Source organism: uncultured Jatrophihabitans sp. (assembly GCF_964246335.1).
Classification (GTDB): Bacteria; Actinomycetota; Actinomycetes; order Mycobacteriales; family Jatrophihabitantaceae; genus Jatrophihabitans.
On sequence record NZ_CAXTQF010000048.1, the window covers coordinates 1 to 14,207 of the forward strand.

Here is a 14,207-nt window from a genome sequence, read left to right on the forward strand (position 1 = left end):
CTGGTTCTGGCCGCCCTGCTGGTTCTGGCCGCCCTGCTGGTTCTGGCCGCCCTGCTGGTTCTGGCCGCCCTGCGGGTTCTGGCCGCCCTGCGGGTTCTGGCCGCCCTGCGGGTTCTGGTTGCGCTGGCGGTCCTGGTGGTTGCGCCGGTTCTGGTTGCCGTTGCCGTTGGCCCGGCCGCCGTCGGCGCCCCCGTCGGTCTGTGTGGCTCGGGAGTCGCCGTCGCCCTGCGGCGCGGCGTCGGTCGCCGCATCGGCCTCGGGGCGGCGGCGCCGCGACCGGCCGTTCGGGGTCGTCTCGGCCGGCGCTGCGGCTGCCGCGTCCGGTGTCGACGTGGTCTGCGCCGCGTCGGTCTGCGCAGGCGTTTGCGTCGGCGCGGAACCGTTACCGGCTTTGGGCGCCGAGGCGCCGTTGCCGCCGGCGCGGGCGGCCGAGATCGCGGCGACGAGGTCGCTCTTCTTCATCTTGGTGGTGTTGATGCCGAGGCCCTTGGCCGTCTGCTGCAGTTCGGGCAGCAGCATCGACGACAGCGAGCCCCGCTTGGCCGCGGGCCGGGTGGCCTTCTGGCCGGCAGCTTGCGCACCGGCGCCCTCGGCGCCGATGGGCAGGGTCTGCTCCTGGGTGTCCGTCACTTAATCGGAACCTTTCGACTCAATGGTCCGCGTGGAGGGCACAGGATGCTGCGCCGTGACGTCACGCGGCGGATCAGGCCGGATGTCGACCGATCCGATTTCTCCCGGCGAACCGAGAAGTCTGAGATGGGTCAGCGTCTGCCGTGCTTCGCGCCGGAAGGGCCCGAGCGGGTCGACTCTGTCAAGGAAACCGGCGGGGGTTCACCGCACCGGTGCTGACACCGACGAGCCTAGACGCTGTGATATTAGCCAGCAACATCGGATGTGTGGCGGATGTTCCCGACGGCCGATGTCACGGTTGGGTCACGCCTGCCGCAGCCGACTCCACGACTGCCCCGCGGGCATCCACCGACAGCAGCTGTGCGCGCCACCCGGTGGGCGCAGTGGCGACCACCGACTCGGCTTCGACCTGACCTCGAGCCAGCACCAGCACGGTGGGTCCGGCGCCGGACACCACAGCGGCGTGATCGCGGGCACGCAGGGCCTCGACGAGTGCGATCGCCTGCGGCATCGCAGGCTCGCGGTAGGTCTGGTGCAGCCGGTCCTGCGTGGCGTCGACGAGGGCCTGCGGCGTCGCGGTGAGCGCGGCGACGAGCAGCGCAGCGCGCCCGGCGGTGAAGGCCGCGTCGGCGTGCGGCACGGTGGCCGGCAGCAGCTCACGGGCGACTACGGTCGAGGCGGCGAACGGCGCGATCAGCGCCACCGGAACCACGGCCGGGTCGACCTCGCGACGGATCGCACGGAAGCCGCCGGCCGCGTCACCCCACGCGATCGTCAGCCCGCCGAGCAGGCACGGCGCGACGTTGTCCGGGTGCCCTTCGATCGACGCGGCGAGCGAGAGCGCGTCCGCGTCCGGCAACCGCTGCCGGCCGTCGGCGACCAGCGCGCGGGCGAGCAGGACGCCGGCCACGATCGCCGCGGCCGACGACCCGAGACCACGGGCGTGCGGGATCGAGTTCGCGCAGTCCAAGGCAAGGCCCGGCTGCGGCACCGCGAGCTCGTCGAACGTCCGCCGCATGGTCGCGACCACGAGATGGGACTCGTCGCGGGCCACCTCGGCCGAGGCTTCACCACGTACCTCGACCTGCACGCCGCGCTCGATGACGCGCGCCGTGACGACGTCGTGCAGGGACAGTGCGAGACCGAGCGCGTCGAAGCCCGGACCGAGGTTTGCGCTGGTGGCCGGCACCCGCACGCGCACCGACGCGTCGAGGAGCACCGCTCAGGCCAGTCCGAGCGCGTTTGCCGCGGCGTGCGCGTCGACCGGCACGGTGATCGGCTTGGGCGCACCGGAAATCGCCCAGTCCGGGTCCTTGAGCCCGTTGCCGGTGACGGTGCATACGACACGCGAACCGCGCGGCAGCCGGCCGTCTGCGGCGGTCATCATCAGCCCGGCGACACTCGCCGCGGAGGCGGGCTCGACGAACACCGCCTCGTGGCGCGGCAGGACGCGATACGCCTCGAGGATCTGCCGGTCGGTCACGGCATCGATGAGTCCGTCCGACTCGTCGCGGGCGGCCTCGGCCAGCGACCACGACGCCGGGTTGCCGATGCGGATGGCCGTGGCGATCGTCGTCGGACGCGCGACGGGCGCACCCATGACGATCGGCGCAGCGCCGGCGGCCTGGAAGCCGAACATGCGCGGCGCGCGCGGCACATGGGTGACGGAGTCGTCGGCGGCGTACTCGCGGTAGCCCATCCAGTACGCGCTGATGTTGCCGGCGTTACCGACCGGGATGCAGTGCACGTCCGGCGCGCCGCCCAGCACGTCGCAGATCTCGAACGCCGCCGTCTTCTGTCCCTGCAGCCGGTCCGGGTTGACGGAGTTGACCAACGCCACCGGGTAGTCGACGGACAGCTTCTGCGCCAACTCCAGGCAGTCGTCGAAGTTGCCGTCGACCTGCAACAGCTTGGCGCCGTGCACCAACGCCTGCGCCATCTTGCCGAGCGCGATCTTGCCCTGCGGCACCAGCACGGCGCAGGTCATGCCGGCCCGGGCGGCGTAGGCGGCCGCACTCGCCGAGGTGTTGCCGGTGGAGGCGCAGATGACCGCCTGCGCACCCTCCTCCGCGGCCTTGGAGATGGCCATGGTCATGCCGCGGTCCTTGAACGAGCCGGTCGGGTTCGCGCCCTCGACCTTCAGGTAGACCTCGCAGCCGGTGCGCTCGGACAACGTTCGCGCCGGTACCAGCGGTGTGCCGCCCTCGTAGAGCGTGACGTTGGGGGTGCGATCGCTGACGGGCAGACGGTCGCGATACGCGTCGATCAGACCGGGCCACGGACGCGGTGGCGACTGCACCGCCCGTACGTCAGTCACCGCCCATGCCTTCCACTCGCATGACGCTCGCGGCGCGGCGCACGAACGGCATCTGCGCCAGCTTCTGGACCGTGACGTCGAGCGACGCGTCGCTCGCCCCGTGCGTGACGAGCACAAGCGTCGCGGCATCACCGCGTCCCTCCTGGCGCACCGTCTGGATGCTGACGCCCTGCTCGGCGAACGCCTGCGCCGCACCGGCGAGCACGCCCGGTTCGTCGTTGACGTCGAGCGCGACGTGGTAGCGCGTCGTGACCTCGCCCATCCCCTGGATCGGCAGTTGCGCGTAGGCACTCTCCCCCGCGCCGCGGCTGCCGCTGACCCGGTTGCGCGCCACCGCCACGAGGTCGCCGAGCACCGCACTTGCTGTCGGTGCACCGCCGGCCCCGCGGCCGTAGAACATCAGCGAACCGGCGGCCTCGGCTTCGACGAAGACGGCGTTGAACGCGTCGCCGACGCTCGCGAGCGGATGGCTGCGCGGGATCATCGCCGGGTGCGCGCGCACCGCGACGCGTTCGACGCCGTTGTCGTCGACCCGGCGCTCGCAGATCGCCAGCAGCTTGACCGTGCAGCCCATCGCCCGCGCGCTGGCCATGTCGGCGGCGGTGACGTCGCCGATGCCCTCGCGGAAGACGTCGGACATGCCGACCCGGGTGTGGAAGGCCAGCCCGGCGAGGATGGCCGCCTTGGCCGCGGCGTCGTAGCCGTCGACGTCCGCGCTGGGATCCGCCTCGGCGTAACCGAGTGCGGTGGCCTCGGCCAATGCCTCGTCGAAGCCCGCGCCGGTGGCGTCCATGCGGGACAGGATGAGGTTCGTCGTGCCGTTGACGATGCCCATGACGCGGTTGATGCGGTCACCGGCCAGCGACTCGCGCAGCGGGCGCAGCAGCGGGATCGCGCCGGCGACAGCGGCCTCGTAGTACAGATCCACCCGGGCCCGCGCGGCGGCGTCGTGCAGCGTGGCGCCGTCGTCGGCCAGCAACGCCTTGTTGGCGCTGACCACGCTCTTGCCGGATTCGAGCGCGCTGAGCAGCAGGCCGCGGACCGGTTCGATGCCGCCGACGAGTTCGACGACGATGTCCACGTCGTCGCGGGCGACGAGCTCTGCGGCGTCCGTGGTGAGCAGGTGCGCCGGCACGTCCGCGTGCCGCGCGGGCCGGCGCACTGCGACCCCGGCCAGTTCGAGCGGCGCGCCGATGCGGGCGGCGAGGTCGTCGGCCTGTTCGTCGAGCAGCCGCACGACCTGCGAGCCGACAACGCCGTGCCCGAGCAGCGCGATCTTCAACGCGTCGGTCATCGGGCCAGGCCCATGTCGAGAGCAAGGAGGTCGTCCTCGGTCTCGCGGCGCACGAGGACACGCGAGATGCCGTCGCGCACCGCGACGACGGGCGGGCGCGGCACGTGGTTGTAGTTGCTGGCCATGCTCCGGCAGTAGGCACCGGTGGCCGCGACGACGAGCAGGTCGCCGGGGCGCACATCGCCCGGCAGCCAGGTGTCGCGCACCACGACGTCGCCGCTCTCGCAGTGCTTGCCCACGACGCGCGACAGCAGCGGCGCGGCGGCAGACTCCCGGTTGGCCAGCACGCAGGTGTACTCGGCGTCGTAGAGCGCGGTGCGCACGTTGTCGCTCATCCCGCCGTCGACGGACACGTAGCGGCGCACCTGCCCGCCGTCGAGCGTGACGTCCTTGACCGTGCCGATCTCGTACACGGTGACGGCGCTGGGCCCGACGATCGCGCGGCCCGGTTCGACCGACAGCCGCGGGCGGGCCAGGCCGACCGACGCACATTCGAGCTCGACGATGCCGCTGAGCCGTTCGAGCGTCTGCTTCGGCGACTCCGGGTCGTCCCCGCTGACGTAGGCGATGCCGAGACCGCCGCCGAGGTTGATCTCCTCGACCTGCACGCCGTGCACGTCGCGGACGGTGGCGGCGAGCGATACGACGCGGTGGGCGGCGACCTCGAAACCCGTGGTGTCGAAAATCTGCGAGCCGATGTGCGAGTGCAGTCCGGCGAGGTGCAGCGACGCGTGGTCGAGCACCTGCGCCACGGCGCGCTCGGCCGATCCGTCGCGCAGCGAGAAGCCGAACTTCTGGTCCTCGTGGGCGGTCGCGATGAATTCGTGCGTGTGGGCTTCGACGCCGACCGTGACGCGGACCAGGACGCGCTGGCGCACACCCGCGGTCTTGGCGATCTCGGCCAGCCGGTCGATCTCGTCGAACGAGTCGACGATGACGCGCCCGACGCCGGCGGTCACGGCACGCTGCAGCTCGGCACGCGACTTGTTGTTGCCGTGCAGGGCGATGCGATCCGGCGGGAAGTCGGCGGCCAGCGCCACGGCGAGCTCGCCGCCGGTGCAGACGTCCAGGCCCAGGCCCTCCTCGGCGATCCAGCGCGCGAGGGTGCTGCACAGGAAGGCCTTGGCTGCGTAGTAGACGTCGACGCCGTTCGCGGCGGCGGTCCACCCACGCGCGCGGGCGCGCACGTCGTCCTCGTCGAGGAACAGCGCCGGCGTGCCATGCTCGTCGACCAGTGCGGTCAGCGGCGCGCCGCCGACGTGCACGACGCCGTCGAGGCGCTGCGCGGACCCGGGCCACACGGCGGCGTCGAGGGCGTTGGGGTCGGCCGGTGCCCGGGTCGGCGCGGCGTCGGGCAGCACGTCACCGTGCCGCGGACCCGCCGGGTGCGCATTGCGGCTCATCGCCTACATCCGCTCCGGAGCGCTGACGCCGAGCAGCCCGAGCCCGTTCGCGAGCACGATGCGGGTGGCGTCGTTCAGCCAGGCGCGGGTGCGGTTGGTGTCGGTGATCTCGTCGTCGCCACGCGGGGTGATCCGGCAGTTGTCGTACCAACGGTGGTAAGTGCCGGCGAGGTCCTCGAGGTAGCGCGCGACGCGGTGCGGTGCGCGCAAGGCGGCCGAGCTCTCGACGACGTTCGGGTAGTCGCTCAGCGCGGTCAGCAGCGCCGCTTCGTACGGGCTGGTCAGCAGCTCGGGCGCGAACACGTCGAGCCCGATGCCGAACTCGGCAGCATTGCGCTTGGCGTTGCAGGTGCGCGCGTGCGCGTACTGCACGTAGTAGACCGGGTTGTCATTCGACTTCTTGACCAGCAGGTCGAGGTCGATGTCGAGCTGCGACTCGATCGCCGAGCGCTCCAACGAGTACCGCGCCGCGTCGACCCCGACGGCGTCGACGAGGTCCTCCATGGTGATCACGGTGCCGGCCCGCTTACTCATCCGTACCGGCTTGCCGTCCTTGACCAGGTTGACCATCTGCCCGATGAGGACCTCGACGGTGTCCGGGTCGTCGCCGAACGCCTCGGCCGCCGCCTTGAGCCGAGCGATGTAGCCGTGGTGGTCGGCACCGAGCAGGTAGATGCACAGGTCGAATCCGCGGCCGCGCTTGTCCCGCAGGTAGGCGAGGTCGCCGGCGATGTAGGCGGGATTGCCGTCGCTCTTGATGACCGGCCGGTCCTTGTCGTCGCCGAAGTCGGTCGAGCGCAGCCACCACGCTCCGTCGGCGAAGTACAGCTGGCCGGACTCCTTGAGCTGTTGCACCGCCTTGTCGACCGCGCCGGACTCGTGCAGGGAGTCCTCGTGGAACCAGACGGCGAAGTCCACGCCGAAATCGTGCAGCGACTGCTTGACCTCGGCGAACATCAACTCGACGCCCTCGCGGCGGAACACCTCCTGCGCCTGATCGTCGGGCAGCGACAGGACGTCGGGTTCTTTCGCCTCGACCTGGTGGACGATCTCGTCGAGATACGCCCCGCCGTAGCCGTCGGCGGGCGGTGCGTCACCCTTCGCGCTGGCGAGCAGTGACTGGGCGAACCGGTCGATCTGCACGCCGTGGTCGTTGAAGTAGTACTCGCGCGTCACGGCTGCGCCGCAGGCCTCGAGCAAGCGCGCGAGCGCGTCGCCCACAGCCGCCCACCGGGCGCCGCCCAGGTGTACCGGGCCGGTGGGGTTGGCCGAGACGAACTCGAGGTCTATCCGCCGCCCGGCCAGTGTGTCCGAGCGGCCGTACTGCGCATCTTGCTCGACGATGGTGCGGGCCAGCGCGCCCAGCGAGCCCGCGGCCAGTGTGATGTTGAGGAAGCCCGGCCCGGCGACCTCGACGGCTGCGATGCCGGGGTCGGTCAGCAGGTCGTCGGCGATCGCCGCGCCGATGTCGCGCGACGGCCTGCCCAGCGCCTTCGCGTAACGCATCGCGACGTTGGAGGCGTAATCGCCGCTGTGGCCCGGGCGGGGGCGTTCGACGGGCGCGGAGATCGGGAGCGGCACCTGCGCGCCGGCGTCCTGCGCGACCTGCGCGACAGCGCGCGCGAGCCGGCTCTCCAGTTCGTCGCGAGTCACCGGGCAATCGTAGTGGCCGCCGGACCGCGGATTTGCGCGCACAGGCCTTACTCATAGGCCTGCGACCTAGACTGATCAGCCGGACACCGCACCCGACGCTAGAGAGCAGGCTCATGCCCGAGCGCAAGTCTCCTTCCGCAGGCAGGCCGACGTCGGGGACGCCGCGCAAGCCCGGCGGTACCGGCAGGCCGGCCGGCGCGAGCAGTGGTCGCGGCGCCACGGGTCGCGCGTCGGGCACGACGACGTCGGCGAACGGCGCCGGCGCCCGCCCGCGCAAGAACGCCGCTCCACCGCCGCGCGGAGCCGGTGGGCGGCCGCCGAACCGCAAGGCCGGGAAGTCGATCGTCAACCAGAAGCAGACGCCCTGGGGCTTGATCATCGTCACGGCCGTGATCGTGCTGTTCGCGGCGGGCATCGTCGCCGTTGTGGTCGCCACGAGCGGCGGCAAGAGCAAGTCAAGCGCGAGCAAGCCGTCCACCACCACCAACGGCGGCCAGTCGGTCAACGCCAACGACCCGTACCGACACCCCGAACTGGCCGCGGCGAAGGCCATCCCGGGCGTGACGTACACCGTCGAGGCCGAGCACAACCACGTCGACGGCACGATCAAGTACGACCACTCCCCGCCCATCGGCGGCGATCACAACGCGCTGTGGGCCAACTGCAACGGCAACGTCTACACCACGCAGATCGCCAACGAGAACGCCGTGCACATGCTCGAGCACGGCGCGGTCTGGGTGACGTACAACCCGAAGACGCTGTCGAAGTCGGGCGTCGCGAAGCTGGCGACGTACGTGAAGGGCCAGGACCGCACCGCGATGTCGCCGTACGCCGGGCTCAAGACGCCGATCTCGTTGCAGGCGTGGGGTTACCAGTTGTTCGTGTCCAGTCCGGCGGACCCGCGCATCGCCCAGTTCATCAAGGTGCTGAAGTTCAACCCGCAGACCACGCCGGAGAACGCGGACTGCTCGAACCCGTACTTCAAGGCTGCCGACAGCACCCCGGGCCACCCGCAGACCATCCAGTGACATGACCAGCATCCTCAACGACACCCCACCGACGGACACGGCTGCGGCGGACACCGCAGCCGCGTCGCGGTCGCCACGGCTCGCTCGCGTCCTCGTAGCCGTCATCGCGGTCGCGGTGCTCGCGATTGCCGTCGCAGGCGGGTATTTCTGGGCATCGCGCGGCTCGGACACCAGTACCGCCGCGTCGATGCCGGCCGCGAGCTCGGTCGACGCCGGCTTCGCCCGGGACATGACGACGCACCACCAGCAGGCCGTCACCATGGCCGGCTACACCCGCGACAACTCCACCAACCCGGCCGTCCGGCTGCTCGCCTATGACATCGACACGTCGCAGACGATCCAGATGGGCGAGATGGAGGGGTGGCTGGACACGTGGGGCATCTCCCGCACGTCGGGCAAGCAGATGACCTGGATGGACGCCTACATGGGTTCCGCCGGCGTGCAGATGACGCAGATGCACATGGCCGGTGAGGGGCTGATGTCCGGCAGCGGATCGATGCCGGGGATGGCGACGCCGGCGCAGCTAAACCAGCTCATGACTCTGCACGGCAAAGCACTCGACATCATGTTCCTGCAGCTGATGATCCGTCATCACCAGGGCGGGCTACCGATGGAGCGGGTGGCCGAGCAGCACGCCAGCGAGGCCTACGTGCGCACGCTCGCCGGCAACATGCTGGCCAACCAGGGCACCGAGATCGTGCAGATGGAACAGCTGCTGCGCAAGCTCGGCGGACAGCCGCTGCCCGCACCGACGTACTGATCACGATTCGGCGCCGCTGCTAGTCTTGCTCGGCTGAGCCCCCGTAGCTCAGGGGATAGAGCACCGCCCTCCGGAGGCGGGAGCGCAGGTTCGAATCCTGCCGGGGGCACCATCCCGTCCGCGCCGCGCACGAAGTCTACGAACGCGTTGTCGCCCCCGGTCTCGAGCTTGTGCGACAACGGCTCGTAGGTGCCGTAGCGCCGAGGAAGCGCCTCGGGCATGTGCCTGTGGGCGAGTTGTATCCAGGTCGCGGCCGTCTCGGCAGCATCGAAGTCCGACCGCACGTACCAACGCACCTCAACGACGCTCGCGGTGCCCGCTTCGGCGCGAGGTGGAGTGCGAAGCTTGCCGCGCGTCCACACCCGGTCGGTCTGATTATCGTGCAGCGCGCCGGGCGCCGCGGACGACCGTTAACGCCTGGCCGGGTTCGCCGTCATCAATCCCGAGGCCTGCGTCGGACACCAGCGCACGAAGCTCGGCCGCGGACACCGCTCTCGGCGCATAGACCTGCAGGTCGTAAGACACGATGCCTCCCGTGCGCTTTCCGCTGACGCTACTGCGACGCGTGGACGCCGATCGACGAGAATTCGATCTTACTGTCGGTGGCCATAATTGCTACACTAAATGTAGCCACAGGAGGAAGCATGAGCATCGGAGTCCGAGAACTCAGAGACGGGTTGAGCCGGCACCTGGCACACGTGCGGGCCGGCCACACTGTCACCGTGACCGATCATGGCGTGCCGGTCGCGCGCATCGTCCCGGTCGACGTGCCCAGTGCCCTTGAGCGACTCATCGCTGATGGTCGGGTGACGCCTGCGAAGCAGCCGAAAAGGCCGTCAGGACGCCGCCTCAAGACAGCCGGCACGGTGAGCGACTTGGTGGCCGAGCAGCGACGGTGATCGCCTACTTCGACACCTCGGCGCTCGTCCCATTACTGATCGACGAACCCGCGTCATCAATCTGCGAGCGGCTATGGGATGACGCTGAGGATGTCGTGTCGGTCCGCATTGCCTACGTCGAGGCCGCCGCAGCGATCGCGCAGGCGCGCCGGCTCGAACGGCTGACTCGTTCCCAGCAGCATGATGCGCTCGGGCTCCTTGACGGGACATGGGATCAGTTCCAGGTCGTCGATGTCGATGAGCCGCTCGTCCACCGAGCGGGAACACTCGCGGATCTGCACAGCTTGCGCGGCTACGACGCGACGCACTGCGCAGGCGCCGAGTCGATCAACGATTCCGACGTCGTGGCGGCGAGCGGCGACCGGCAACTGCTTGCCGCATGGCGAGCGTTGGGCATGAACACACTCGACGTGAACGCTGGACCCAGCTGATTCGGACGGCCGTCTCGAAAGAGTTGATCTTCGCGGGTACGCAACGGGTACCCACCAGCACTGAAAGCAGTCCATGTTGATCAACTACAACAAACGCATGTAGACCAGCAAATCCAGGCTCTCCAAGCATTTACCAACAATCATCAAAATCGCGAAAACGGCTACGGAGGCGGGAGCGCAGGTTCGAATCCTGCCGGGGGTACAACACGGAACGGCCGTCCGGATGGAGTTTGCAACGGGCATCACGCCGGTTGCGTCGGCGCGTCCGTGACTTCCCGATTGAAGAGCTTCAACGTTCCGGTGGCGAGCAGGATGCTGCGGGTCCTGGTGGTCATGTCACGCAGGACGAGCCGGGTGTCGGCGCGGATGGCTGCGACCCGCGCCTCCAACAACAGACCCACTCCCATCGAATCGATGAAAGCGACCTCGCTGAGATCGATGATCAGCTGGGCGGGGTTGCCGGCCAGCGCCTGCGTCAGCTGCGCGCGCAGCTCCTCGACGCGCCCCAGGTCGACGTCCCCGACCCAGCTCAGTGTCACCAGCTCACGCGACATGGGCTCGACCCGGACAGGCCCACGCTGGCGGTGGTTGCACCGGCACCCCTTTTCGTCGCGAACGAGACACCTAGCCGGACCGCATCCTGCCTGAGTCCGCGCTGTGTCGGGTCGAGTCTTACCGCAACAACCGGCCGCTAACCAGCGGCCCGCCACGCCCGGGACGAGCTCCCGTCACCCGGCCGTCGCCGCCCGGTCCTTCCCCGCCTGCTTGGCCGCATAAAGCGCCCGGTCGGCTCGGCCCAGCGCATCGCCGGACTTCATGACGGCCTCGCCCGGCTGCCAACTGCACGTGCCGATGGAGACGCTCAGCCTCCAATCGGGCGCCTGGCGAAGCGTCACGCACCGCACCGCCTCCACCAGGCGGGTGGCCGTGCTGTGCGCCGCATCCCGATCCGCGCCGGCAAGAACGATCGCGAATTCCTCGCCACCGAAGCGAGCGAGCAGGTCGTGTTCTTCGCGCAGCGCATTCGCCAGTGTCCGCGCTACCGAGCACAGCACCTCGTCGCCCACGAGGTGACCGAAGGTGTCGTTGAACAATTTGAAGTTGTCGATGTCGACCATGGCAACGGAGACGGGTACCGCTTCCCGGATGCAGCGTCGCCACTGGGTACGCAGTGCCTGATCAAACGCGCGACGATTCGGCACGCCGGTCAGCCCGTCGCTCATGATCATGCGGAGCATCTGCTCCTCCATGGCCTTCTCGGTGGTGACATCGAGCACGAGACCCACCGCACGCACCGCCCTGCCACGTCGATCCCGGTCGAGCACCTTGCCGCGCAACGAGAGGTGGCGGGTGGTCAGGTCGGCACCGATACGCGCCGCGACCTCGACGCTGCCGCAGGTGGCCAGATTCGCGAATCCGCTGGCGACGGCGTCGCGGTCGCGCGGATCGACGAGTGCGCCGAATGCCGTCACGTCGGCCGGCGGTTCATCTGCAGCGGCGAACAGCTCCGCCGCGTGCGGTTCCCACGTCAACTGGCCGGTCCCGATGCTCAACTCCCACATGGCCGCGGTCGCCTGCCCGATCGACAATTCCAACCGGGTCTGCAGGTGCGACCGCTCGAGCAGCAGGCGGTGGACCTCAGACGTGTCCCGTCCCGCAGCCCACCACAGCTCGGTGCCCTCGATCGGCCGCGCAACCCAGTGCAGGTGGAACCAGCTGCCGTCGGCGCGGGCGAAACGGTTCTCGACCTGTACTTCGGCCGCGCCACCCTCCAGGGCCGAGACGGCGGCGACGACGGCCGGCAGATCCTCCGGGTGCACCAGTTCGAGCAGCGAGCTGCCGTGGACCACGTCGGGTTGTCGGCCCAGCAGCTGCGCGAAGGCGCTGTTGACCTCCCGTAGGTAGCCGTCGTGGCCGGCCACCGAGAACAGTTCGACCTCGGTCACGCGCAGGGCCGAGATCTCCTCGGCGGTAGCGGCGCGCCGGCGCGGCGAAGCGACAGGTGAGTTCATCGGACCCTGTTCTTGGCGTAAAGGCCCAGCAAGGTCGTGGCCACTCCGGCGTTCGTGATCAGGTCGGGATTGACCAACGGGTACAGGGTGGCCGGCGTGAATCCGTCGAGATCGTCGGCCAGTTCCTCGTCATCGACATGCTCGAACCCCATCGTCCAGTCGGGGAACGTCGGCGCGGGCACATCGATGTCGGCCAGCTTGCGCAGGTTCATGTGCCGCGGGTCGGCGGCGATGCGCTCATACGTGCTCCTGATGGCCGCGTCCCCTCCCTCCAGCAGCTGCAGGAAGCTCTGGCTGGAGTACAGGAGCATGCCGCTCAGCCCGTCCCGCTCGTTGTTGTCGCGGGACGTGCCCAGGAGGTCGACCAGCTCGTCGGGGGTGAAGTCGTGCGTCGACTGGCTGCAGTACACGATTCGTCTCACGCTGCACCTCACGTGCGGTCGGCGGGTGGTTGGACAGGGGTGACACGAGACATCAGGGCAGCGGCGGCGGCGACGACGACATCGCGGTCGTGGGTCAGCACGTAGTCGAAGCGGCGCTCGTCGTCCGGCCCGGTGTCACCGAGGTCACGAGCGAGCAGCGCCGCCGCGAAATGCGGGCCGACGACGGTGAGGTCCCACTCCCCCACGAGGGGATCCGTGGGAGCCAGCCGACCGCCGCGCAGGCCGGGCAGCGGCTCGGCGGGCACGTCTTCCCCGAGCACGGCGGCGAACACCGCCGAATCGGCGAGCGCGCGGTACCGACGGGCGGTTGCCGGAGTGAAGAACTGCGCGTGTTGCACGGTGGCGAGCAGCACGACGTTCGCCCCCAGGCGCATTGCCTGGTGTTCCAGATGCTTGCTGATCTCGATGAGCAGCGGCTTGCGTGACGTCCGTGCGCTGATGCGAGCCGCCGCGGCCTCGTACGGCGTGCAGTCGAGCAGCAGTTGGCTGCGAACAGATCCGGGGACGGCGTCAGCGGCGGGTCGTGGCCGACCGGTGAGGTCGGGCATCGGGCCGGGCCTGCCGAACAACCAACCCTGACCCAACCGAGCGCCCAGACCACGCGCGAAATCGAGGTGTTTCTTCGTCTCGATCCCCTCGGCCAGCAGCACCGCGCCGGAGCGTTCGGCCTCCGCGTTCACCGCCGTGACGATCTCGGCCACCTCGCCGGTCGGCCGTTGTTGCACCAACCGCAGGTCGAGTTTGATGACGTCCGGCCGCAGCAGTGGCAGCAAGGCCAACGATTCGGGCCGGGCACCCACATCGTCCAGTGCGATGCGCAACCCCTGCGCCCGCACGCGTTCGACGAATCGCATCAGCGACGCCGGGTCGTCGGCAAGGTCGCGCTCGGTTATCTCGACCACGACGGGAAACGGCCGGGCACCGGACTGTTGGCGCACCGACAGATCGCCGGGCGTCCTGGCCCAGTCCAAGCCGTTGGGTTCGACATTGACGAACAGTGCCCACGGCGCCTGCAGACCAGCCGAAACGGCTCCGTCCAGCGCGGCAGACCGACAGGCCTCGTCCAGTTCGCGGACACAGCCTGCTGCTCGCGCGGCGTCGAACAGCCTTTCCGGGCGCCGCAGTGGATGGTCGATCGGTCCTCGGGCGAGTGCTTCGAAGGCGACGTTCACGCCACTGTCGAGATCGACAATTGGTTGGTACAGCGCCCGGACGCCACCACCACGGATGACGTCCTCGGCCCGCGGGCCCAGCACGGCAGCTAGCGACATGTCCGGCGTATCCCATGAACGAGCGGTCCTGGCGCTGTTTGCCATGTCTTACGTCGCAGGACGGGG

General features: G+C 69.7%; 14 protein-coding genes and 1 tRNA gene. 5 read left to right on the forward strand and 10 right to left on the reverse strand.

What is annotated here, in order from left to right; all coding sequences use genetic code 11:
- The 6 genes from ACFFCN_RS13460 to argS all read right to left on the reverse strand — a co-directional run.
- A partial coding sequence (locus tag ACFFCN_RS13460; RefSeq protein ID WP_375492361.1) for a Rho termination factor N-terminal domain-containing protein occupies window positions 1-630 on the reverse strand: 630 nt, incomplete at its 3' end.
- Between the two features lie 292 nt (window positions 631-922).
- Window positions 923-1,849, reverse strand: coding sequence for a homoserine kinase (gene thrB / locus ACFFCN_RS13465; protein ID WP_375492363.1), 927 nt, complete (start codon window positions 1,847-1,849; stop codon window positions 923-925).
- Window positions 1,850-1,852: 3 nt separating this feature from the next.
- The gene (gene thrC / locus ACFFCN_RS13470) at window positions 1,853-2,947 is read right to left on the reverse strand and encodes a threonine synthase (RefSeq protein ID WP_375492365.1); all 1,095 of its coding nucleotides are present in this window, start codon (window positions 2,945-2,947) and stop codon (window positions 1,853-1,855) included.
- Window positions 2,940-4,241, reverse strand: coding sequence for a homoserine dehydrogenase (locus tag ACFFCN_RS13475; RefSeq protein WP_375492367.1), 1,302 nt, complete (start codon window positions 4,239-4,241; stop codon window positions 2,940-2,942). Before ACFFCN_RS13475 ends, thrC begins: the two co-directional genes overlap by 8 nt.
- The gene (gene lysA / locus ACFFCN_RS13480) at window positions 4,238-5,644 is read right to left on the reverse strand and encodes a diaminopimelate decarboxylase (protein WP_375492369.1); all 1,407 of its coding nucleotides are present in this window, start codon (window positions 5,642-5,644) and stop codon (window positions 4,238-4,240) included. The genes ACFFCN_RS13475 and lysA overlap by 4 nt, the downstream gene beginning before the upstream one ends.
- A 3-nt stretch (window positions 5,645-5,647) precedes the next feature.
- Window positions 5,648-7,297 (reverse strand): arginine--tRNA ligase, encoded by a 1,650-nt coding sequence (gene argS, locus ACFFCN_RS13485; RefSeq protein WP_375492371.1) that lies wholly within the window; start codon window positions 7,295-7,297, stop codon window positions 5,648-5,650.
- Between the two features lie 113 nt (window positions 7,298-7,410).
- Here argS and ACFFCN_RS13490 point away from each other — a divergent pair, with 113 nt between their 5' ends.
- The 5 genes from ACFFCN_RS13490 (at window position 7,411) to ACFFCN_RS13510 (ending at window position 10,415) form a co-directional block, all read left to right on the forward strand.
- Window positions 7,411-8,325 carry a DUF3105 domain-containing protein gene (locus tag ACFFCN_RS13490; RefSeq protein WP_375492373.1) on the forward strand — a complete coding sequence of 305 codons (915 nt, stop codon included), beginning with the start codon at window positions 7,411-7,413 and terminating at the stop codon, window positions 8,323-8,325.
- 1 nt (window position 8,326) lies between these two features.
- Window positions 8,327-9,085 (forward strand): DUF305 domain-containing protein, encoded by a 759-nt coding sequence (locus tag ACFFCN_RS13495; protein ID WP_375492375.1) that lies wholly within the window; start codon window positions 8,327-8,329, stop codon window positions 9,083-9,085.
- 37 nt (window positions 9,086-9,122) lie between these two features.
- Window positions 9,123-9,197, forward strand: a tRNA-Arg gene (locus tag ACFFCN_RS13500).
- A gap of 532 nt (window positions 9,198-9,729) precedes the next feature.
- Entirely contained in the window at window positions 9,730-9,984 is a 255-nt protein-coding gene (locus ACFFCN_RS13505) for a type II toxin-antitoxin system Phd/YefM family antitoxin (RefSeq protein WP_375492377.1), read from the forward strand.
- Entirely contained in the window at window positions 9,981-10,415 is a 435-nt protein-coding gene (locus ACFFCN_RS13510; RefSeq protein WP_375492379.1) for a type II toxin-antitoxin system VapC family toxin, read from the forward strand. Before ACFFCN_RS13505 ends, ACFFCN_RS13510 begins: the two co-directional genes overlap by 4 nt.
- A 242-nt stretch (window positions 10,416-10,657) precedes the next feature.
- Here ACFFCN_RS13510 and ACFFCN_RS13515 read toward each other — a convergent pair whose 3' ends face one another.
- From ACFFCN_RS13515 to ACFFCN_RS13530, 4 genes are all read right to left on the reverse strand, one after another.
- On the reverse strand, window positions 10,658-10,969 hold the full coding sequence (locus ACFFCN_RS13515) for an STAS domain-containing protein (protein WP_375492381.1): 312 nt from the start codon (window positions 10,967-10,969) through the stop codon (window positions 10,658-10,660).
- A 174-nt stretch (window positions 10,970-11,143) separates the two neighbouring features.
- Window positions 11,144-12,427, reverse strand: a complete 1,284-nt coding sequence (locus ACFFCN_RS13520; RefSeq protein WP_375492383.1) for a diguanylate cyclase — start codon at window positions 12,425-12,427, stop codon at window positions 11,144-11,146.
- A complete protein-coding gene (locus tag ACFFCN_RS13525) occupies window positions 12,424-12,849 on the reverse strand; it encodes a BLUF domain-containing protein (protein WP_375492385.1) in 426 nt (141 codons plus the stop codon). Before ACFFCN_RS13525 ends, ACFFCN_RS13520 begins: the two co-directional genes overlap by 4 nt.
- An 8-nt stretch (window positions 12,850-12,857) precedes the next feature.
- Window positions 12,858-14,141 (reverse strand): EAL domain-containing protein, encoded by a 1,284-nt coding sequence (locus ACFFCN_RS13530; RefSeq protein ID WP_375492387.1) that lies wholly within the window; start codon window positions 14,139-14,141, stop codon window positions 12,858-12,860.
- Window positions 14,142-14,207: the final 66 nt, after the last annotated feature.